Genomic DNA, 21289 nt, shown 5'->3' with positions numbered 1-21289 from the left:
TTATTTAATCATTTCCAAAAGTTTAAACCCTGGTCTCACTGATTACATTGTGTTGTTGATGTTCAAATTAAGTGCTAATATTGATTGTAAAGTGATTCTAAATAAGGCTGTTCCTATTCTTGAGATAAACGAAAAGAAGATAATTATGGACAATAGTCTGAGTTCAATTCATCCATCTTTTGACCCAATCAATTCCATTCATCTACCTGTTTTGGATGCGCTTTTGGCAACGGCTGATCCTAATCAAACCAAAAAAGTGATGGATAAAACGGTGATTTATTATGTGCATCACCCTTTGCATACGTCCATTAATGTAATTGACAGTTTTGTAGCTCTAGGAGCACGTTATGAAAATATCTTTATTTTGGGTAAAAAATACTCTCAATGTGATGAAGTAGTCAGTATCTTACAACGTCGTGGTGTTCATTATCAGCCCTGTTCCATGCAAAGTCGAATTGGACAATATGCAACCGCGTTTATTCGAGACATCAATTGGTTGTGGTTTCAGCTGATTTTGCATGTTAACGAACGTATTGATAATATTTTAATTCTTGATCATGGAGGTCATGCAATAACTTATGTGCCTTCCGAGTTATTTGCCAAGTATCGCATTGTTGGGATTGAAAAAACCTCTGCAGGATTTTTTGATATAGATAAACGAGGTTTACCTCCATTTCCTATTATTGATGTGGCTAATTGCGCAGCTAAAAAATGCCTTGAATCACCTTTGATTGCCAAGGCCATTGTGAATAAACTTTTTTCTTTATTACCTGATCCTCAAATAAACATCCATTATGGAGTTGTTGGTTTAGGTGCGGTAGGGCAAGCTATTTGCAAACGACTGGTAGAGCGAGGACATAAACTGGTAGTGTTTGATGTCAATTCGGAAATGATGAACCCCTATCAGAATGATTCGCGATTTGTCTGTGCAGATGACACCCGCAATGTCCTGATTTCCTGTGATTGGATTTTTGGTTGCAGTGGTCGTGACATCAGTGAAACGTCTCTTGATCAATTGAAAATAACCCCAACAGATAAAACCTTGGTTAGTTGCTCTTCTGAAGATAAAGAGTTTCTTTCTTTGCTACGTTTTATCGACACTCAAAAACCATCGGTTTTTGATCCATTGGAAACTATTGAATTTCATTCTGAGGGCGGTGGCGTTATTCGATTAATACGAGGTGGGTTTCCTGCCAATTTTGATAATTCAGGCGAATCAGTACCTCCCAATGAAATTCAATTAACTCGAGCGTTAGTAGTTGGCGCAGTGTTGCAAGCCATTCGATTTTTTACAGATGAAGACGTTTTAGCTCAGTCAGCCATTCATCCTTTGAGTCGGGAGATGCAGGAATTTATTGTTTTAGAATGGTTGCATCATCAAAACCTTTTGGGTAATGACGAGCCTTTAATAGAAAAATATACCCAAAATTTTACTAGTTATTTAGATGACAATAATCATTCTATGGCGTAGCAGTACTTTTTTGCATTTTCTAGGCCTTTGTAAATAGCGTATCACATCAATAAAATAATCTTAATTGCTCGCCTAGCTGAATCAGACATTTGACATAGTCCTTTCAGTCGGCGTAATACATTTATAAGCGAAGCTTTCTAGTAAGCAAGAGGGATTCAGATGGATTAAAAACAAACAAAATAGCTCACGATAGTGTTTGATTCTTGAAAATAAAAAGTTCAATTAAATGAGTGAGTTAGTACAAGAAAAATCACATAATCTGCGTAAGGTTATCTTTTTTTGGGGTGGTATGATAAAATTGTGCGCACATAATGCCAATGGATATCGATATGTGCCTTCCTTTAGACGACAAGACCAATCCTCTCTATAATCAGCCTGTTTCAGAACAGGTAACACGCCTCATTAATTGGTCACGGTACGTTCGCTCGGCTCGTGCTTTGTTTTCTCTTCCTGAACGCTATACCCAACAGGAGGTTGTTGCTGCTTATCGTCAATTATCAAAGCAGATTCACCCTGATAAAAACATGGAGATTCCAACAGCAGGGGAGGCCTTTGTTGTAATCAATTTAGCGAAAGAATTTCTGGATTTTGCCCTGCTTGGTACTTCCGAGCAAAGCCATGAACTCCAAAAGATGGTTAATAATCCCTTTTATAAAGCGGCGCAAGAGCATCCCTTCTCTGACATGATGTTTCATGCTGGGGCCGGTCATTATTATACATGGGATTATGATGTTTCTTCTCAAGAAGATTTTAATAATCCTGCCCTTTATAAAGAGCAGGGATTTTCCGCTATTCTGGCGGTACTGGAACGTGGCCGGAAGCAGGTGGAGTTGCAAGAGAGCCTCCTGGATTTTTGCCCATTCAAGCTTCCGCCTGCTGCCAAAGAACGACTAACCGCGCTTATGGCACAAGGCAACACTACCGAGCTCATTAACATTGTCGATTGGTTAAATCTTTGTCGTTACCAGGATGATTTTGATTTTTTCCAGCAATTATGTGACTACGTGCTCAGTCAAAAGCACCAGGCACCGCTGGCACAAATCAAAAATTTCTTACCACATGCGAAATATTGTTCAGACAATACCACTTTGGTTGATCATCTTTTTGCCGTAATTGATGCCCGTACCGCTCATTTTGTGATGTCGCAACTGTCTCGCTTTATCGACACTAACGCTCAGGATGAGCTTCTTCACCACTTTAAAGAGTTCGAAATGAATACGGTCAATCAAAACAGGCCGATTAGTTATCATGTGATTGCTGCGTTTCTCGGCTGGCATCCTTCTTCTGTGCAATTACGTGATGAAATACGGGCGGATATCAAAAAAAGAAACCGTCATTTTGATTGGACCGTAAAAAGAGATAACCATAATGTTCCAGACGAGGAGCTTTATTTTGATAAGGACTTCTTTGGTAAAGACAGTATGGCGGCAATTCGTTTAGGCTCATCTTGCCGCCTACCTGCTAGTAAGCGAAAACATTACTCAAGTATCCTCATATCTGTATTAAGAGAGCAGAGCGTCTTGACCGATTGCGAGGCGCTTTATATCGCATCGCGACGGAAATACCTTGACGAGTTGAGCCGAATTTTATCAGACCATCCCAAACTACCGCTAAACCCCTACTATCTGCTTTTTCAGTTGTTTGAAATTGATATTTTTGATCCTTCTTATGACAGCACGTACGAACTTGAAGAAACCGTATTACCTGGCGGCTTGGAGTCCACAAGGGACAATGCGATTGCCTGCATAACCCGGCTGTTTCGGCAGATTTTAGCTCACGCGCAATTAAGCCCCGAGCAATTGAGCGAACTATTCCTCTTTCTTCTGGAAAACAACCAATCTACAGATACCCCTACCTTAAATTTCATTCTTGCACGAATGGATGAGTGCGCCCTTCCTGATACGCTGCAAAAAAAAATCTGGCAGCACTTTATTAAAGCGTTTACGTGGAGAGAGGATCCCGCATTCCTTAACTCGTTAATTAACCGAGCCCGCCCGTTGTTTTTTGATTCCACTCCTCTTCACCATTATCTATTTAAAAATAGTTATGAGCCTGAGCTTATTACCAGAATTCTCAGTGCTGAACCTCGTTTTTTATCTTGCCGCTATACCAACATGCCGGTGATGACCAAATTTTCGAGTTATACTTTTTTGGGAGACGGCAGTTACGACACCAAATACCGCATCGGCACGGTGAATGGACTGTACTTGCATCACAGCCTGACCACAACGTGCATGTACGGTATCCCGAGCAAAAGTAAGGCCTGTGCTGTTATTGAATCCATGAGAACTGAAGAGTGTACCCAGTTTAATGAGATGCTTGAAATTCCTATTTATAAAAATCCCGAACAATACGATATGTACCAGTGGTTTTATAACGAACCACCATTGCGTTACAGTCGTTGTGATGCCATGCACATTGCGGCCATTCGCGGCCTTGATAAGGAGTTATTAGCGATGCTGCAACAAGGAGGGGATTATCATCAAAAAGCATCTGTTTGGAGAAAAAGCTCCTTTTTTGGTATTGAAACCCTCATTTTGGAACAAAAAAGCAGTTATCAATACGCTAAAGAGCAACATCTTCCCGAATCGTGTCGCTGGATACTGAAGCAAGAGCTTAAAGACTACATTCAGGGACGGCAAAAAGAGGATAAATACATCACACGATTAAGCCTTTGTGGTTATACCTTGTGGAACGGTGGTTATAATCGGGACGATAAAGTATATGGTGCTAAAGCTCTACTGCACTTGATAGAGTCCACAGACTTTGTTGGTTTTGGTCAAGATTTGGAAGTCGCCAATCAGTTTGCACAAGAACATCCTGCTTTAACCCAGGGACGACTGGGGGCACTGTTTGATCACTATAAAAAACTCTGCCACTGGTTTGAAGAAGAACAAAAAACAAAGACAGGTACCCATTATTATTATTGGGATGATAAACCAACAAAAGAGGTTTATGCCGATAAACGCGGATTTAATGAGATTGAATCTAATAATAACTACAAACCCAATTGGAACTGAGGTATCACATTATGTATTCCAATCATGAATTCATCAAGCAACGAGATAACGATACTCTTCGGGCACGAAGAGCATTAGCGCAAGCAAAACACAACCGCGAACCGGCGCCATCGGTGCATCGTCTACTTTATGGAACAGAGGCTCCTGAGGTTCTGAACCAATCGTCGGATGTACTGGCTCGTATTTTATGCGGCGACCTTTATCATCTTGATGCAGTGCTGAATCAGTGTGAACAAACAGAACTTCAGGACTCTTTTGGCCCTGATGGCACTGTATGGCAAGAACTCCTAAACGCAGTGGCAGAAACAGAAAAAGGAATATTAAACGAACTGACTGAAGAAGACTCAAAACAACTAAATATAAAGCACTTGGAGCAATCTGTTAAATCAATTTATAAAATTGTAAATAAATTTATTGGCGAGGGTGTAATACCGCCCTTAAGCAAAACAGGATTCTTTAGCTATGCAATACTGGGCCGTCTAGCCTTTGAGTTGCGCAGTGATCGCATGGCAGAAGGAGCCTTCCTTTATGGTTTGTGGTTAACTACCCTTCCTTATCACACAAGCAGTGATCTGGATGTCACCCTGGAGCCACGCCATAGCCGGGAAGCTTTCGCCAGAGTTTTAGGTAAGACTTCTACTCCTGCATTTCTCTTCCACAGTTTTTATTATAGTGATGCGGGCAAAACCACCATGGCAGCTTTAGAGCCAGTTCATCGTCGTAGTGGTTTGTACTGGATGCGACTCGCTAAAAATCTGGATCTTGCCCCATATCCAGTGTTGGAAAATCTCGATCTCGCACTCGGCGCAATCAAAGACGGCGATCAGATTATACCTAAAGCCGGCGGTCAGCTGATACCTCTTGAATGTTATCACCGACACTTTCTGGACGATGCCAATTCACAAGGCAGCTACGTCGACAAGTTGTTTCCTACACGAGCTTGGTGGTCGGATAATTTCAACTATCTGTTTTCTACTGAGCTGCCTGCAGAGTTTCCCAGTAGCCTTAAATCCTACCAGCTTTCGGTGTACTTCAAATTACTGATAAGCGACCCTCATCTCTCACCTGCGACTCGAAAAGAGTGTCTTATCAGGATAGAGTCTATTTCTGATCCTCGTTATGAATGGGTAAAAAGCAGCAGTTTGCTGCCATTGTCCCGTTGGACTTCTGAAATAACCCGTTTTCACAAAAAGCCATTTGCGCTTGAATTACATCAAATGTTTTATCCATTAATGACTCAAAGAGCCAGTGGAATATTTGCTCGCATGAAAGAGCACCTTTTGCGTTATGTACGTGAGGGTAAAATCGGTAATATCAAAGTGCATCCGGAAGAATCTCCGGCCTATGCGGCCACTCTAATGCTTCGCAGTCTGGAGTTTATGGCAAAAGATGCATCTGTCGAAGAATTGCCTTTAATTAAAGCGCAGCTCGAACCGTTAAGCGATCGTATTGATTACCTGATGATTGTCGAAACATCACACAAGAGAAATTGTACTTTGACATTTAATCAAGCCTTGGGAAGGTATATACAAAGTTTCATTCATGCTGGAATATCAGCAGATACATTAAAACTGCATTTGCGTGACAAGTTCCGAAAACCAGGGCAACCAATCGAGTTAGTCCATGGAAAAAAATCCAAATTAAGCAACATACTGTATAGTCTGGCATTTGACTCTAATGTGTTGGAATTAATCAGTTATGTATACCCTGGAGCAACGGAAGCTGTATCGGTCATAAAAGCTGTGGCCGATGGAATTTCATCGGGTTCTATAGAACAGTCTATAAAGCCAGGAATCGATCAACTTCCAATTGATGAGACGACCAAAACAACAGTTCTGGATACAGTGTCATTTGCTGATGCTAATTTTGAGTGGGTTAATGAAAACAGCGTATGGTTAAAACAGTTTCCCTTTGCTGCCGAATTGCTGAAGTTTTATAAACAATGCACAACCTGGAATAAAGACAAGGAATATAAATTGGCAGGAAAGGAAGACGGCATGGTGTATTTAAATGAAATGTTAAATAGCGCCAGACCGGCTTCCAGCTATAAAATAGGAGAGAGATTTACACGAGCTATGCACCATCATTATCTTGGCTGGATAGAAAAGCTATCTCCTCACAGTCAGCAATTATTTGCAGAAGCAGTTGCGCACGCACTGCTCGGTGGCTTAATCGTTCGACATAAGTTGAAAAAAACATCCTTCGTTGAAGAGGGAAGTAATGAGCTTTTTGAAGAATTACACCAATGCATTTCAGTCCATGGAAAAAGTATCCTTGCGTTATCCCCGCCGCTTTTGACGAAGGATGGAAGTACTATTACAGCAACTGAAATAGTGATGTCATTAAGTTCAACTGTAATGCTAAAGCCAAGATATCCTGCTCTTGACCATGGGATATTTAAATCTGCTCCGGTTGCTATACAGCAAGAATCCACCTCTCAGCAGCTTACAAATTGTCGTTAAACTTTAGATAGTTCCTCACCTTAAAGGGTGGGGGATTATATGCCTTGAATTTGAAAGCAATTCACAGATATAGCGTTCACTTTTGAGTGAATTCGTCATTGATCTGAGTACTATGTCCAGTGATTGGGGTATACATTCTATATTGTACTCATGGAGTTCCCCTTGAAATTACATAGGTTACGATGATATTTTCATTAGTAACGTGGCTTGTCGAGTGGTCAGAACTTTCTATTCAGATATGATCTTTATAATATGGTGAGCCCAAGTATCCAAAGCTTCTTTGCGCTGTAATAACATCTCATTTTTATTATAAGTAGCCATGATTCGTGGCATTTTATGCCCCAGGCACTTTTCTATAACTACGGGATCTGTATTAAGACACTCTCCTAATTGAGTAGCGAACGTTCTACGGAGATCATGAGCTGTCCATTCTGGAATACCTACCCGATTTTGAATTCGCTTGATTGCTCGGAGCAGGGCATCTTTAGAAAGCGGTACATCGTCAGTAATGCCTTGTATCACATAGGGTGAATCGCTGGTTTCTTTATGTTGAAATAATATTTTCTTGGTTAATTCACTCAAGTGTATTTTTACCGTAATTGCTCCTTTAGAGTGCTCCGGTGGTATGGTCCATAATGATTCTGCGAAATTAAACTGATGCCACTGTGCCATTCTAATTTCGCCAGTTCTTACTCCAGTTAGTAAAATAATCTTAATCGCTACTCTAGCTGAATCAGACATTTGGCATAGTTCGCTTTCTAAAAATTTCCATATAATTTTGATCTCTTCTGGGCTTAAAACACGTTCTCTGGGCTTTTCAATTCCGCCAATATCACGTGTCCTAATATTGCTGGCTGGATTCTGTTGCAGGTAGCCGCGACTCACCGCGTAATTAAGTACTTGCTTTATAGTACTGAGAATACGGTTAGCCTGGATAGGTGCTCCTCTTTTCACAACGATATCAAGAGCATTTGTAATATCTCTGGTTTGAATTTTTTCTAATTCCATATGGCCAAGCAAAGGGACGATATCTGAATCTATTTGATATTTTAATGGGCGTGGTTGTTTGCGATTTTTTACAGCGTAGTTTTCATACCATGAATAGATTAATTTTTTTTGAGTATCGTCTTTTTTTTCATTATTCAGTTGAATCTGAACTTTGGGATTTTGGCCAGATCTTTTTAATTCACTTAACTCAATAAAGCGTTTTTTGCATTTGCAAGGCTCATATTAGGGTAGTGCCCAAGGAAGATTAAAGGGTCAGGGCTTGAATTGTGAATTTATCAATATTCACAATTCAAGCCCTGACCCCGTAGGCACAAGCCCCTGACCCCGTAGGCATCTTCTACCTCCAGCTCATTAACATCCATCAATTCAGACTTCAATGCCTTTAATATAGGTTGAGTTGCAGTTCTAGTTTTCCGCTTTAGAGCCTTCTACTCTTTCCTTGCCTTTTTAGGCAAAGGGGATTTAAATCATTAATAGACAAACCAGGTGCAAATATGATAAAAAATGTCTCTCTTCTTCCATATAAAGACTATTATGCTTAAATTTTACGTATTTCTATCTTTGGGTCTGTGTGCCACCATGAGCGTTGCAGACCCTTGTTATCGTATTCACAGAAGTTGTTTGATTCTTAAAAACCAATACGAACAACCTGCCAATATAAGTTGCAATTGGTTAGAGGGCGTCAGTGCGCCAGGCGGTTCGGAAGGCAGTACTCAATTGGATTTAAGTTATGGTGACGGTATGGGTTCACCAGAACCTCGGCGGCTTTATTGTTCTATAAGAGCAGGAAATCTAATTCGTGACTTTAATTTCGATAATTATTATTGGGGTCCTTTAATAGAGTTCAAATTATTATCAGAAAAGCAACTGGATGTTACTATTAAAGACGTGTGGGGATCTCAACAAACGAATTATTCATTTAAATGGTAATAGGTAAGTAGCATCTAGAGGGGCAGGCCTTGAATTTTGAATTTACAAATCTATAGTCATAATTTTCTGACTATTTTACTTATACTAGAATAATGCAAACCAAAATAATCTCCGATTTCTTTTAAACTAAATTGACCGCTTTTGTACGCGATTTGAATCCCTTCATTTCTTGTACTGGCTTTTTGTCCATTTCCTTTAAAGAGTGCCTCTCCATTTCATATTGAGTTTTCGGGATATCTATTAGATTCATTTGAGGGTCAATTTTATTCAACATTTCATTAATAAATGCATCATTTCCCAAATAAATTTGTTTTTTTAAGTCACTCCATGGAGACATACTCATCATTCCATCAGTTACAAACTCTCGGTATTTCCGAATGGCCTGAGGAAACATCTTCACTAAATAAGCAAAGAATTTTATCTACATACAACCAATTTGGTTTCGGCTCTTTTAATACCGTTGCTAGATAACTACTCCATTTCCATTCATGTGGTGAAGTAACCATTTTTGCGCGTACAGGATTTAATACAATGTATCTTGATAGCTCAAGCAAATAACTATCTTTATCAACTAATATTGCTTTGAATCGTCCTTGAAAAACGTGCCCCACACGATGGTGTATTCGATTAAATTTTTGAGTATAGATACCGTTAAGTAATTGCATACCTTTACTTAATTTGTCAGCCGGAGTCTCTATTAACAGATGATAGTGATTATCCATGAGACAGTACGTATAACATACCCATGTACATCTTAAACATATTTCAGAAAGAGTATTTTAAAAATAAATTTCGATCCTCTTCTGAGTTGTAGATGCGCTCCTGACCATCACCCCTTGAGGTGATATGATACAAGGCTCCTGGAAATTCTATACGTAGTGATCTTGCCATGTTGGACTATTAACTATCTTTTCCTTAGCATGTTTTTAATCCATTTGATTCGGGTCGTCAATAGATTCATCAACCTTTAATTGATAATTCACAATTCAAGGCCTGACCCTCTAGGTGTGTAAAAGAAATTGGGCAATACTTTTGCTCATCATAAGCCATGAGATTGATAAGCCTCAACTTTTTCTTCGCGGCTTTTCATTTTATCGTCTTTCATATGTTGTATTTGTTGCTTATAATCACTGACTATATTTTGTTTAGCAGATAACCTTTTTTCTAGACCATCAACTAATGTGTAAGAATCAGATGGTTGGCCCCAAAAACTATTTTTTCCAAACTTGGAGACAAGATCCTCTTTTAATCGAGTTATTCGCTCTTGTGCTTTCCCAATATCTCCATTTTCAATATATTTAATCGCTTCGTTTAAGCCTTCCTGCATGAAAATGTTTTTTTGGGCTCTCACTCTAAAAGAACTAAACCATTGATTTTTAGCTTTATTCTCATAATCATCTTTTTTAGAAGATATTACTTCGGTTGTAGAAAGAAGTTCCTTCTTTATTTTTAAATTTAATAGTGCGGGATTCTTGGGTTCTATCGGCACACTTCCTCTGAAAATTGACTGCTTGTCTGTATAGATCACACCAATATGTCAACCAATAAGAACCTAAGTGTTATCTATCTCAAACCGAGCATTATCCCATTAACCTAGAATTTCAGTTACACTATATTCTTAAAATACTATGGGATTAGTAATGAACAAAAACACAGCGATGGAAACGCGAATGATGCAGATTGTTTTCCCTAATCAAGTAAATCATGTCGGGACGCTTTTTGGCGGACACGCTTTGGAGTGGATGGATATGGCAGCAAGTATCGCGGCAACCCGCTACACTCGATGTACTGTTGTCACCGTTGCAAGTGATAAGATCGAGTTTAAAGTTCCTGTCAAAGTCGGTGAACTCATCGATCTCGTTGCTGTCGTTGAGAGACATGGCAAAACAAGTCTAACTGTTGATGTAAAAATGTTTTCTGAAATCTTGATAACTGGCGAGCGTAAACTTTGCACAGAAGGAAAGTTCACAATGGTGGCTGTAGATGCGAACATGAACCCTATTCCCATTATTGGAGTTGAAAGGCCATAGAAGCTTATAATTATTTCTGAGATTTCGCCAAGCCTGCGTGGCTGTATAGTTGGTGAGAAATTACCCTATACCTTTTAAATTTCGATTTTTTTTAAGCAATAGGTGATGCTCTTGTAAGGGGCATGTTCACTGGCAATATTTCCATATTATCACCTGCATGCTGGGTGCTATTATAAAAGAGTGTGATATCTTTGTCGTATGACTTAACCAATAATCATGATGTCATTATTCCGTCGAATTGCTTGATGGCTTAATTCTCAACCCATGAATTATGTTTTTACATGATTGCTTTATAATGCGCTCTGGTCATATTAAAAATCATAAGCCAATTAACTACATAATCAAAATGACTCTGTTTGATTAATATACATTTGTAAGCTATATAATACAAATTGATAGCATATGTTGACTCATTATGAAGAATCGATTGAAATTTTTTCCGATCGCTGGCCAAAGTAGTGAGCCACAATTTGATCTGCAGTCATTTTTTGCTCATTTTCCTCATCAAGAGTTTTGGAGATTTTTTGTTGAAAGGACGCGTTATGATATACGTCCTTTTGTGTATAGAGAGTTGTATAATAAATTGGTTGGAACAACAGAAACCATTCCACTTTCAACAATAAAAGAATTTATTAAGAATCTGGGGTTACGTATTCATCAGTTAGATTCATTCAGAGATCATTATGTTGATGAAGTAATTAAATTATTTAAAGCTACTGACAAAAGGGATGAGCTGGTCTTTGATATCATTGAGGGTGATAACTATGATCCAGCATGGATTAGCTTTGAGCAATCCGAACCAGGTTATTTAAAACATGTAACAGAAGGTTTTTGTTTTGTTCTAGATAATCTCGATACAGAAGCTCCTCTTACTAATGAATTTATTAAAAAGCTACACGAAATTTGCACAAAAGGTGTTGAAAATATGATAGAGCAAATACCTGGCGAGTTTCGAAAGAGTGATGCGGTTTGGAGTTTGACAGCTAATTTTGATTCATTATCTGGATTAACTGAATCCATTTCTTACCTTAAGTCACTTGAGAAAGAATATCAAATAGCAGGGATAAGATTGGTCATAAGACCTCAAAATAAACCTGTAAAAATATACAGTTCTTTTGTTGATCAGGATCCAGAGGAAGTAGCTAAAGAATGTATGGACTATATTAGAAATGGTGCTTTAATAAACTATGAAACGAATGATGTAAAATTGAATGATGAATTTCTGCATCATGTTACTGAACGACTTATCACGGAACTCAATAATTCTCTGCATGAATCAGCAAGTGAAATGGACAAACTTAAATCCATATTTACTTTTATAAAGTATACAGTTTTACATCATCCCTTCACGGATGGAGTCGGTCGCACGTATTCTATGATTCTTCTTCAGTATCTTTTGATGAAAGAAAATCTGTCTCCGTTTCTAATTAAAAATTCCAATATAATCCCTGGTTTTTCAGTTGATGAAATGATATCGATTTATTTGAGTGGCAAAGAGGAAATGAAATTGATATTAAACGATCCTTCATACATTAACAGCTTAAGTTTCTCGGACCCTAATATATCAACAGAATACTCTCTTGAAAAAGCACCGGAAGAATTAAGACACGTTTTTCAAGAGTGTCAGGCAATGTGGAGTTCGAAAGTTAACGAATGTTTCGTACAAATGAACGTTGAATCTACTTTAGGTGCCGGGTAGGTCTTCATAAATACCGCCGACTTGCAGGTGCATTAACATTAATCGAGAATCCAATTGGTCTGTTAACAACTCATCTTGAATAGTTTACTTACTGCCCTTTATGCGCTGAAGGTAGGTGTTTATAAGATGCTTAAATCTTGTGGGGATCGGTCAAGACTTGTTTGCGAGATCTCGTAATCAAGTATCATCAATGTAAATAACAATAGAGGTCAGATCTTGCCTTTTGTCCAATGTCTACATCTCTTAAATATAGTGCTTCTTATCTAATTCTCTGACTGGTAATGTGATTGAGCCCACCAGACCGATCTTAGGGGTCTGACCCATAAATTGCATATTAAAACAATAAGATAAATGCTATAAAGGGGTTTTGTTATATCTTAGAATCGATTTTTAAGGTTTAAGATGGATTTTAAAAATTATGAAATAGAAATTGTAGCTCGATCGCTTTGCAGGACAGTGTAGGGCGCCGTTCAAAAATGAGTTGGGTGATGCGGTTAAAGCAAGCGTAGCCTGGGAGTAGGCTCGAAGGGCCGTATCCCAGGTTTACATTTCACATTCACTCACCCTCCAAATTCCCTTGAACACCATCATATCTCCAATTTTCCTGCAATACTCCATTCCGCAATAGGGGTCAGCTGACCCCTTGGTGTCCTGCTGGCTCCTATGGTTTTAGCGGATCCATTGTTTAAATCGGAGAAACCACTGCTTGTAGAATTTCTACTTATCAGAGAGTTACCAGTGTTTCGATTTTGATTGCAATAACCTTATTTTATTTGATAACAGAGTGTAGATCTGGGAGCAATACCGTTTCATGGAATATTTTGTCCAATCTAATCTCGTGTCTCAGGACAAGGAACTTTTTGAGGCTTTGGTGATGATGGCTAAAGAAGATGAATTTTCCTGCGTCACTGCTGGAACATTGCCGTGACGCAGAAACGTATTCTATTGCGCCTTCCATTGCGTGGCCAGAAAGCTTGCATTCTTCTCCTCTAGATTTTAACCGCGCTCGTTCTGAATACTTAAGCTTCTTTTTTCCTGATAGTGATAGAAATTTTAAAAGTTTTGTATAGGTTTCGTTTAATTGTTTATCAATAACCTTATTCTCTTCTGCTATGCAGTTGCGTTTGTCTGCTGTTGTAACTACTTTTGAGATGCACTCATTATAGTTTCCTGTTATTCCTTCAATAGTATAAAATGGTAAAAGGGTGGTGATAAGAATTAAAAAATGACTTTTACTAGCTCGTTAATTTTATCAATAGGTTGCCGGAATGTGTGGGACATTTTCATTTTGGTTTGACAACCATAAATGATACGAGTTGATAAAAAAAGAACATAAATTTATACTCGATGAATTATCGAGGGGTGTTTATTGAAAGAAGACATATCATCACGTATCACTAAAATCATCGGGCGCGTAGAAGCTGATATGTTAATTCAAATACTAAAATCCAGTAACATTCAGCAAGATATGCAAATTACAGGCAAATCCATCAAGTTTCCGATTACATCTTTACAGCAATTATCCTGTTTAAATACTCAAATGGAAGCGTTAAGAGCCTTTGCCAGAAAAACAAATAAGTCCAGAAGCAGATCTTATTCTGTAAAATTGGACAAGCAGGGAAACGCATCCATAAGTTTGAAAAAAACTGCTGACAATTTCTCTTTCTTTGATTGGGTAATGGATCTTTTTATTAACTTGATAATCCATTGATAAATTTAACGTAACCGGTTTGCCTTGCCGGAAATTAACAATTAACTCAATATCTTGAAGATGGAAATCGTTCACTTAAGGATAGTGATTGAAATTGAAGCAGCAAAAATCAAACTAATTAAGAAAACCAAAGTAGCTTAGGTGCAAGCCTTGCTACTTAATTCCTTAATAGCAAAAAGCAAGGCTTGACCCTCTTGGTTTGCTTTAGCTTTTGCCGTAAATTGTTGTGTCTAAGAGTTGTGAAAGTAAAATGAAAACCTGGGGTACGGCCCTTTGGGCTTGATCCTAGTCTACCCCCGACTTTTTAAACAAATAAGCTCGCTTATTGGATGATCTTCTGGTATTTCATGGCAATAATCCAATTAAGCGAATAGGTGCTTCAGTCGCTTGTTTGATTTTCAATGGTAGGGCCATGACGAAACTACCAGTGGATGGTAATTGTTCACTATTTGCAATGTTCTCCACGATGTATCGTCCTGAACCTAACACGATGCGATGCACCGGATAACCAACATCTGGCCTGTCAGGTGATAATGTATCTATGCCTAATCCCACAATGCTTCGAGATAACAGCAAGGAGGCTGCTTCTGCCGAGACAGAGGGAAAATCAAGGTTGTTACGATATTGAATCGGATTGTTCCAGAAGCGTGACCAGCCTGTTTTAATGATGACAAATGAATTAGCTTGAATGAGGCCGTGCGTTTTTTCAAAATCAGCGATGTCTTGGGGTGTCACACTATAGAGTCCATGTGCCTTTGGAGTTACATCAATTACCACACAAGGAGCAACCAATTGATCCAGTGGAATTTGGTCTATAGATAGTCCGTCGGGACAGCAATGTGAAGGGGCATCCATATGCGTTCCCATTCCCGCTGGCATGGTGAGATGCTGAACGCGAAATAAGGGTTCACTAGTACAATCAGCATAATCCAATACTATTGATGACGAAAAGCCACAGTTTACCTCCCAGGAGGGGCTGGTTTCATCTAAAGTATGGGTTAATTCAATGAGGCGATAGGGAAAATTCATTTTATTATTTCACTTTTTTGGTAAACCATAATATCAAATCATCATCTAAAGAAACCATTGTTCCGGGAGCTACTGGTTTATAGTCATAAGTGACTCCAAACCCATCTGGAATATAGCCGCGATTGATGTAGAGTCGTTGCGCTGATCCATATCCCCCATCTTGTCCACCATATAGGCCAACGCCAAGACCTACATGTGAGTGTTGGCTTGCTGCTTTTTTTTCAGCGACTTTTAGTAAAGTACTTCCTATTCCAAATTGGCGAAAAGAGGGTAATACATTTAAGTCCATAATTTCCGGGATTTGTTTCTGAGCAAAGGGCTCATAGAGTGATGTCCATTTTAGCGTAACATAGCCGGCAATTTGGTCTTGCACATAAGCCAACCATACGACTCGTTCAGCCTTTTGTTGTTCTTGGTAATATTGTTCAAATAATGATGCAGGTTTTTGCCAATTTACTTTTTGAAAAGCATCGACCAGAGAGGGAATATCTGCCAATGTTAGTGCTTTGATAACCATTGCGTGTTGGTTTATTGCTAAAGGTTCAAGCTGTTTCATCATATATGCCATAGTCCACTCATATCCAGCGGGTTTTAAATCAAAAAGAGCTTTAAAACCAACCGACATATAGAACCGATACGTTTTAAGATAATTATCTTCTGATTCAGATGGACTCAGTGTTTCAACGGTTATAGTTGTAGCTCCTTGAGTTACAGCAAAATGACAAGCCGCGTCTATTAATTGTTTCCCAACACCTTGACGGTGAAAATCAGGTCTTACAGCCATCCAATAAATATTGGCATTATAATGATAGGGAAAATCTATTGAAATCAGAGCAATATAAATATCATCCTTTTTTGCAGCGAAATTTATACGGTTTGTAACCCCTATTGAATAATGCTCGTTGGCTTCTGGTACTCCGAAGTACTCAGGTAATTCCGTTGTAATGGCTAGACACAAGGTTTTAGCACGTTCCCCAGTGATTTTTTCAATGTGAATCATCATATTTTCTCTGTCGCTGTATTTCGAGCATCTCACTCTCAATTCGTTTTGATTCAGTATTCATTCTTGCGCATTTCTGTTTATCCCCTTAGAACTAAATTTTCAGTAGGTGATTGGAATATAATGTTTTGAATAAATTGTATCATATAGTGCGATTGAAGCAGGTGCTTAATATTGGCAGTGATGATTTAGTTGGTTTTTAACATCTTATTAGGATCGTAGCCCTTATTAGGCGCCTAATACGGACTACTTTTGATCTGACGGCTATGGGGCATGGTGATTTCTGGCTTTGAGGCTAGGGAATTTCTGTATTAAATGATACTGTTTTTAAAAGCAAGCTAAGTGTTCGTTAAAAGCTTGCTTATTTATTAAGACCCCGAAAATGATTAGAGCCAATTTATGCATGACAGCGCAAATAATTGTTTTCGGTGTTTTTCCTTTAGTTTGAAGTTTACTCTCTATTTGTTTATGAAGATGGATTTCCTGTGAATGGAAATTGATAGGAGGTATTGAGCTATGGAAGTAAAATGAAAACCTGGGATACGGCCCTTTGGGCCTACTCCCAGGCTACGCTGATTTTGATTTTAATTGGCATATTTTGAGAATCAATCCTTTTTCTGTAGCCGACTTTAAATGAACACGTATGAACTTAAATGATATTTTTTTAGAGATAATGGGGTTTGCGGAGAGAGAGGAATATAAATATCGAATCGTTACTTTAAGTACTATTTTCCTGCATGTATACTGTATAACATGTAATATTTTATGGGTTCATGGAGATGTCTAAACAATTAAAACCGGTATGCAATTCTTGTCTGGTAATCCTGACTATGAACATCTAATCCAGGAAAGGCTTGCTGTTGCGTTGAAATCTGATGAATTTATAAGGAGAATGAGTACGTTTAAAAGCATTAATTTTAAGTTAAATCTCTGTATTGGCTTAATGGCTTTGAAACTTTTATTGGATTTCGGTGGCGTATTTTAGTTTTTTCATGTCATTTGCTGCGCCTAATTTTGTGCGGTAGTTCAGCAAGCGAAGTCTGGGAGTAGGCCCGAAGGGTCGTATCCCAGGTTTACATTTCACATTTAATTACTCTCTAAACTCCCTTGAACATCATCATATCTCCAATTTTCCTGCAATACTCCATTCCGAAATAGGGGGCAGCTGACCCCTTGGTGTCTTGCGGGCTCCCATGGTTTTAGCGGATCCATTGTTTAAATCGGAGAAACCACCGCTTGTCGAATCTCTACCTATCAGAGAGTTACCAGTGTTTGGATTTTGATTGCAATAACCTTATTCTCTTCTGCTATGCAGTTGCGTTTGTCTGCTGTTGTAAGTGCTTTTGAGATGCACTCATTATAGTTTCCTGTTATTCCTTCAACAGTATAAAATGGTAAAAGGGTGGTGATAAGAATTAAAAAATGACTTTTACTAGCTCGTTAAGTTTATTTATTTTTGCTTTAAGCATAACAGTGTCCCATTTTAACTTGACTGGATTGGGGTTGAAGTCGGACTTTCTAATGGGTGATCCCCTACGTTTAATAGCAGATCAATAGAGCCAGACTCTGACCCTATTAATCTTTATTCTTCGAAATGCGTTCGACAATACTCGTTTATTGTCTGTTTGCAAAAACAATACCATGAGGTCCTGCCGTTTGACCTCCAGAATCTCCAAACATTGTTGCACTTGTTACATCTAAAATTGAAGGTAGAAACAATAAAGCGGCAGAAATAAACAATAGAGCAATTGGGGTTCCAATTGGAATTTGAGTCGGGTTATCTTTGTGTTGTTTAAACTTCATAATAGCCCCAATAGAAAATCCCAAACCAGCCAAATAAGCACCAGAAGTAATCAATTTAGCCAGGTTCGTAAATGATTCAGTAATTGATCCTGCCACTTCACCTAAAGACATTGCAGTATATGCTGCCGCAGAATGGTTTACTAGCGTTAGAAATATAAGACAAGCAATACTGCTAAACCAACCTCTAAAATCAGATGTATTAATAATGTTACTTTTCACGCCTTATGCCCCCTAAAATTAACAAAAATTGGGGGGCATGATATTTAAGCTTTACGAATTAATCAATGGAGTCAGGCTCGATTGATTTTATAAAAAATCTTGTTTGGCCGCATTAATTTTTTATAGCTCAGAATGAATCAATTGAGCAACAATAGGGGGCAGATCTTGCCTTTTGCCCTTTTTCTTCATCTGTTAAATATATTGCTTCTTTTTTTGTTTCTCGACTGGTAATGTGATAGAGCACACCAGTAAACTCAAGGCAAAAAAGCAAGATCTGACCCCTAGGTGGACCCCCTGGAAAAAAGAAACTGATTTTCCCAATAAAAATTATTCTTCATTATCTGAAGAAAAAAAATTAATCATTTTAGTCACCCTTCAATCGTTAATCGAGCAAGGCTTTGATCTTTATTTTGAAAATAAGTCCAATAATACTTCAGATCCCTTGAAATGGTTCGATCCCACTTTGAAGTCACTGGACTATTCTTTAGAGGAAAATACCGGTTCTATTGTAAATGAAGATCCTTGGTTACTCCTAGATCAGGCTTCCCAATTTTTAAAATGTCCCAAGGATCAGTTGTTTCTTTTTTCAGTTGAGGATGATAAAGATTTTAATATTCGGGACGTCATGGATCATGTAAATATAGCCATGCTATTGTTGCACCAGTTGAACTGTCGGAATAAATGAATCAGCTGGTTATTCTGCTATTAATTTTATTAGATTGCTTAGAGTGTAAATGATAAGAGAGCGTTGTAAATTAGGGATTACAGAACTGGATCACCCAGCGGCAATAACATTAAATCCGGCAGAAACGATGGCATTTATTACCAATTATGGTAACAACACCGTCACTTAATGCAGGGGCATTATCGGCACTATAAATTCATGCGCCAATTCTGGAGCGACAGACTTGGAAGCACCTTACGCAAAAAGATTGAATGCAGCAGGAACAAAGGCATTTATTACCAATAGTAACGATACCATCTCTCAATGTACAGTAAATGGGAGGACTTTCAGTCCATGCAATATCCAGGTGATGCGAAAAAGTGGTCACCTTGCTAAGCTACCTTTTTAACCATAATATGGTACAATATATATACAAACCGTTTTTATGATGTTCTATTATGCCATTTAATATTGAATTGCTCAAACCAGAGTATATTGTTAAATTACAAGTATATAAAAAAACCATTAGCGTCTATTTTCGTGGAGAAGATAGTTATAAAGTTGAAAGAGCCAAAGCACATTGGGAAAAGGTAGAAAAAGGAGTTGTAGGCCTGATGCCTGAATATAACCCACACTGGCTTAGAGGCCGAGACTCCGTGCATATCAAAAGAAATCATACGAATGAACATGAAGTGCCCATACGACATTCTCATAGAGAATTTAATTGCGATGTCAGTCCAACCATATTCTCAGAGTATCTTTTAGGAATGTGGAATTATCAAAATACCTATCCTGATGTGGCTTATGAAGGATTTTTGGATTTTTTTGAAAATAAAACGGAAGTAGATAACATTTTAAACACTTTTGATAAATATTATCAGGAATATCACGGAAGTCCTGAAGAGAGTGCCTATAATGAAGAAACAAAACTCTCTGAGGCAGAGGAAAAAGAATATGCTATGTTATTTAAGCCCCGTTCATAAAACAGGGTGGTCATCGGTCGGTACTTGCTGTTTGGGACAAACACTCCATGAAATTGCGTTAAATGCACGCGAGGCTTTGGGGCCAAGACTACAAGGTGCGCAATCATTGTAGGTTGGGTCGCTACCCAACTCATCATTCTGCCAACAATAGGGGGCAGATCGTGCATTTTGCCCTTTTTCTTCATCTGTTTCATATATTGCTTCTTTTCTGTTTCTCGACTGGTAATGTGATACAGCCCACCAGAAAACTCAGGGCAAAAAAGCAAGATCTGCCCCCTAAGTGCTATGGTATCGTTTGAATTCCATTAATTTTTTTAAATGGTTATTTTATATCAAAAAATAACTCTCTATCTTTGTAGATAATGATACTAGCAAATGCAATCAACACTAATGTCTGAATACATTTTGTCACAGGCTCAACCATAAGTGCTTCTTGTGAAAGGTTAGCGATAAAGTGAAATAGTATGGCTACGGGAATGCTGTAGTTATTCTTCTTCCATAACCAGTTAATGATAAATGCAAATGGAATAACACCGATTATAAAATTGATAGCGAACAATGGATTTAAGTGCAAAATATTATAGTGATAACTGTGGTTAATAAAAAATAAGGGCAGATGCCATAATGCCCATAGTACCGAAAAAATAGCCGTACTATTAAAATAATTGAATTTGGCTGACAAACTATCCATCCCATATCCTCTCCATCCTAATTCTTCAAAACAAGCTGCCAAAAATAGAATGAGAAGAGTAGGAGTCCCTGCCATATGAAATGAAAAGGATTGTGCAAGGTTAAATTGGTCGATTGAATAAGAAAATAAAAGGGATATTAAGATGGAAATAATCAATGAAAGAGGTGGAATCATGAAGAGATAAATTAGAGTTCCTAGCTTAATCAACCGTAAATTCAATAATTTGTTGAGAAATTGTCTTTTAAGCGCTTTGCTTTGAGATAAAAAGATGAATAGTAGCGCCGTGATGCAGGGAGAAAGTAACCCTAGGAAAAAAAACAACTCTTTTCCATTTTGAGCTTGAATGTAATTAGAAGAAAACCAGAATATCCAGGTTAAAATAAAAACGAGGATAAAAAATTGCAAAGGTTTATATATATCACGAATATCTGGTTCCATTATCAATGCATTTCCCTATTAAATGACAATCTAAGTATCATTTTAAACATAAAAGCATGATATGGAATCATTGAAATAAAAAAATGGAACAAGTTCTATTTCCTCGACTGGTCATTCGATAGAGCTCACTA

The 21289-nt window shown here is 38.2% G+C and carries 16 protein-coding genes and 2 pseudogenes; 9 read left to right on the top strand and 9 right to left on the bottom strand.

Annotated features, from left to right (window positions below):
* Positions 1–58: 58 nt before the first annotated feature.
* The 3 genes from IZU94_RS07070 to IZU94_RS07060 all read left to right on the top strand — a co-directional run bounded on the left by IZU94_RS07070 (position 59) and on the right by IZU94_RS07060 (position 6953).
* Positions 59–1471 (top strand): NAD(P)-binding domain-containing protein, encoded by a 1413-nt coding sequence (locus tag IZU94_RS07070; RefSeq protein WP_203109321.1) that lies wholly within the window; start codon positions 59–61, stop codon positions 1469–1471.
* A gap of 311 nt (positions 1472–1782) precedes the next feature.
* Positions 1783–4491 carry a J domain-containing protein gene (locus IZU94_RS07065; protein WP_203109320.1) on the top strand — a complete coding sequence of 903 codons (2709 nt, stop codon included), beginning with the start codon at positions 1783–1785 and terminating at the stop codon, positions 4489–4491.
* Between the two features lie 11 nt (positions 4492–4502).
* On the top strand, positions 4503–6953 hold the full coding sequence (locus tag IZU94_RS07060) for a hypothetical protein (protein ID WP_203109318.1): 2451 nt from the start codon (positions 4503–4505) through the stop codon (positions 6951–6953).
* A 228-nt stretch (positions 6954–7181) separates the two neighbouring features.
* Here IZU94_RS07060 and IZU94_RS07055 read toward each other — a convergent pair.
* A pseudogene (locus IZU94_RS07055) lies at positions 7182–8200 on the bottom strand (tyrosine-type recombinase/integrase); the annotation flags it as partial.
* 295 nt (positions 8201–8495) lie between these two features.
* Here IZU94_RS07055 and IZU94_RS07050 point away from each other — a divergent pair.
* A complete protein-coding gene (locus IZU94_RS07050; RefSeq protein ID WP_203109316.1) occupies positions 8496–8891 on the top strand; it encodes a hypothetical protein in 396 nt (131 codons plus the stop codon).
* 121 nt (positions 8892–9012) lie between these two features.
* On the opposite strand, the gene IZU94_RS18200 is transcribed toward IZU94_RS07050, so the two are convergent.
* The 3 genes from IZU94_RS18200 to IZU94_RS07040 form a co-directional block, all read right to left on the bottom strand.
* On the bottom strand, positions 9013–9228 hold the full coding sequence (locus IZU94_RS18200) for a hypothetical protein (protein WP_238400353.1): 216 nt from the start codon (positions 9226–9228) through the stop codon (positions 9013–9015).
* A 13-nt stretch (positions 9229–9241) separates the two neighbouring features.
* Positions 9242–9613 (bottom strand): transposase, encoded by a 372-nt coding sequence (locus IZU94_RS18195; protein WP_238400354.1) that lies wholly within the window; start codon positions 9611–9613, stop codon positions 9242–9244.
* 317 nt (positions 9614–9930) lie between these two features.
* Positions 9931–10380, bottom strand: coding sequence for a hypothetical protein (locus IZU94_RS07040; protein ID WP_203109314.1), 450 nt, complete (start codon positions 10378–10380; stop codon positions 9931–9933).
* A 151-nt stretch (positions 10381–10531) separates the two neighbouring features.
* Between IZU94_RS07040 and IZU94_RS07035 the strand changes: the two genes are divergently transcribed.
* Together IZU94_RS07035 and IZU94_RS07030 are read left to right on the top strand one after the other, a co-directional pair.
* Entirely contained in the window at positions 10532–10921 is a 390-nt protein-coding gene (locus tag IZU94_RS07035) for an acyl-CoA thioesterase (RefSeq protein ID WP_203109312.1), read from the top strand.
* Between the two features lie 415 nt (positions 10922–11336).
* Positions 11337–12620, top strand: coding sequence for a Fic family protein (locus tag IZU94_RS07030; protein WP_203109310.1), 1284 nt, complete (start codon positions 11337–11339; stop codon positions 12618–12620).
* 952 nt (positions 12621–13572) lie between these two features.
* Here the strand turns inward: IZU94_RS07030 and IZU94_RS18425 are convergent.
* Positions 13573–13773 (bottom strand): annotated as a pseudogene (locus IZU94_RS18425) (lysozyme inhibitor LprI family protein); the annotation flags it as partial.
* Between the two features lie 216 nt (positions 13774–13989).
* Here IZU94_RS18425 and IZU94_RS07020 point away from each other — a divergent pair.
* The gene (locus IZU94_RS07020; RefSeq protein WP_203109308.1) at positions 13990–14331 is read left to right on the top strand and encodes a hypothetical protein; all 342 of its coding nucleotides are present in this window, start codon (positions 13990–13992) and stop codon (positions 14329–14331) included.
* Between the two features lie 345 nt (positions 14332–14676).
* Here the strand turns inward: IZU94_RS07020 and IZU94_RS07015 are convergent, their stop codons facing one another.
* The 3 genes from IZU94_RS07015 to IZU94_RS07005 all read right to left on the bottom strand — a co-directional run bounded on the left by IZU94_RS07015 (position 14677) and on the right by IZU94_RS07005 (position 18382).
* Positions 14677–15360, bottom strand: a complete 684-nt coding sequence (locus IZU94_RS07015) for a cyclase family protein (protein ID WP_203109306.1) — start codon at positions 15358–15360, stop codon at positions 14677–14679.
* Positions 15361–15364: 4 nt separating this feature from the next.
* The gene (locus IZU94_RS07010; RefSeq protein ID WP_238400355.1) at positions 15365–16363 is read right to left on the bottom strand and encodes a GNAT family N-acetyltransferase; all 999 of its coding nucleotides are present in this window, start codon (positions 16361–16363) and stop codon (positions 15365–15367) included.
* A gap of 1611 nt (positions 16364–17974) precedes the next feature.
* Entirely contained in the window at positions 17975–18382 is a 408-nt protein-coding gene (locus IZU94_RS07005) for a type IV secretion protein IcmD (protein ID WP_203109304.1), read from the bottom strand.
* 232 nt (positions 18383–18614) lie between these two features.
* Between IZU94_RS07005 and IZU94_RS07000 the strand changes: the two genes are divergently transcribed.
* Positions 18615–19067, top strand: a complete 453-nt coding sequence (locus IZU94_RS07000; protein WP_203109302.1) for a hypothetical protein — start codon at positions 18615–18617, stop codon at positions 19065–19067.
* A gap of 437 nt (positions 19068–19504) precedes the next feature.
* Positions 19505–20029, top strand: a complete 525-nt coding sequence (locus IZU94_RS06995; RefSeq protein ID WP_203109300.1) for a hypothetical protein — start codon at positions 19505–19507, stop codon at positions 20027–20029.
* 322 nt (positions 20030–20351) lie between these two features.
* On the opposite strand, the gene IZU94_RS06990 is transcribed toward IZU94_RS06995, so the two are convergent.
* Positions 20352–21158 carry a CPBP family intramembrane glutamic endopeptidase gene (locus IZU94_RS06990; RefSeq protein ID WP_203109298.1) on the bottom strand — a complete coding sequence of 269 codons (807 nt, stop codon included), beginning with the start codon at positions 21156–21158 and terminating at the stop codon, positions 20352–20354.
* Positions 21159–21289: the final 131 nt, after the last annotated feature.

The organism is Legionella bononiensis (assembly GCF_016786215.1).
Lineage (GTDB): Bacteria > Pseudomonadota > Gammaproteobacteria > Legionellales > Legionellaceae > Legionella > Legionella bononiensis.
Note: the sequence above shows the minus strand (reverse complement) of the source record. Positions and strands in the feature narration are given on the sequence as shown.

Excerpts from the sequence above, each read along its gene's own strand:
- IZU94_RS07065 (WP_203109320.1), top strand. The coding sequence starts at position 1,783 with ATGCCAATGGATATCGATATGTGCCTTCCTTTAGACGACAAGACCAAT.
- IZU94_RS18195 (WP_238400354.1), bottom strand. The coding sequence starts at position 9,613 with ATGGATAATCACTATCATCTGTTAATAGAGACTCCGGCTGACAAATTA.
- IZU94_RS07030 (WP_203109310.1), top strand. The coding sequence starts at position 11,337 with ATGAAGAATCGATTGAAATTTTTTCCGATCGCTGGCCAAAGTAGTGAG.
- IZU94_RS07050 (WP_203109316.1), top strand. The coding sequence starts at position 8,496 with ATGCTTAAATTTTACGTATTTCTATCTTTGGGTCTGTGTGCCACCATG.
- IZU94_RS07010 (WP_238400355.1), bottom strand. The coding sequence starts at position 16,363 with ATGATGATTCACATTGAAAAAATCACTGGGGAACGTGCTAAAACCTTG.
- IZU94_RS07035 (WP_203109312.1), top strand. The coding sequence starts at position 10,532 with ATGAACAAAAACACAGCGATGGAAACGCGAATGATGCAGATTGTTTTC.
- IZU94_RS06990 (WP_203109298.1), bottom strand. The coding sequence starts at position 21,158 with ATGGAACCAGATATTCGTGATATATATAAACCTTTGCAATTTTTTATC.
- IZU94_RS18200 (WP_238400353.1), bottom strand. The coding sequence starts at position 9,228 with ATGTCTCCATGGAGTGACTTAAAAAAACAAATTTATTTGGGAAATGAT.
- IZU94_RS06995 (WP_203109300.1), top strand. The coding sequence starts at position 19,505 with ATGCCATTTAATATTGAATTGCTCAAACCAGAGTATATTGTTAAATTA.
- IZU94_RS07060 (WP_203109318.1), top strand. The coding sequence starts at position 4,503 with ATGTATTCCAATCATGAATTCATCAAGCAACGAGATAACGATACTCTT.
- IZU94_RS07015 (WP_203109306.1), bottom strand. The coding sequence starts at position 15,360 with ATGAATTTTCCCTATCGCCTCATTGAATTAACCCATACTTTAGATGAA.
- IZU94_RS07070 (WP_203109321.1), top strand. The coding sequence starts at position 59 with ATGTTCAAATTAAGTGCTAATATTGATTGTAAAGTGATTCTAAATAAG.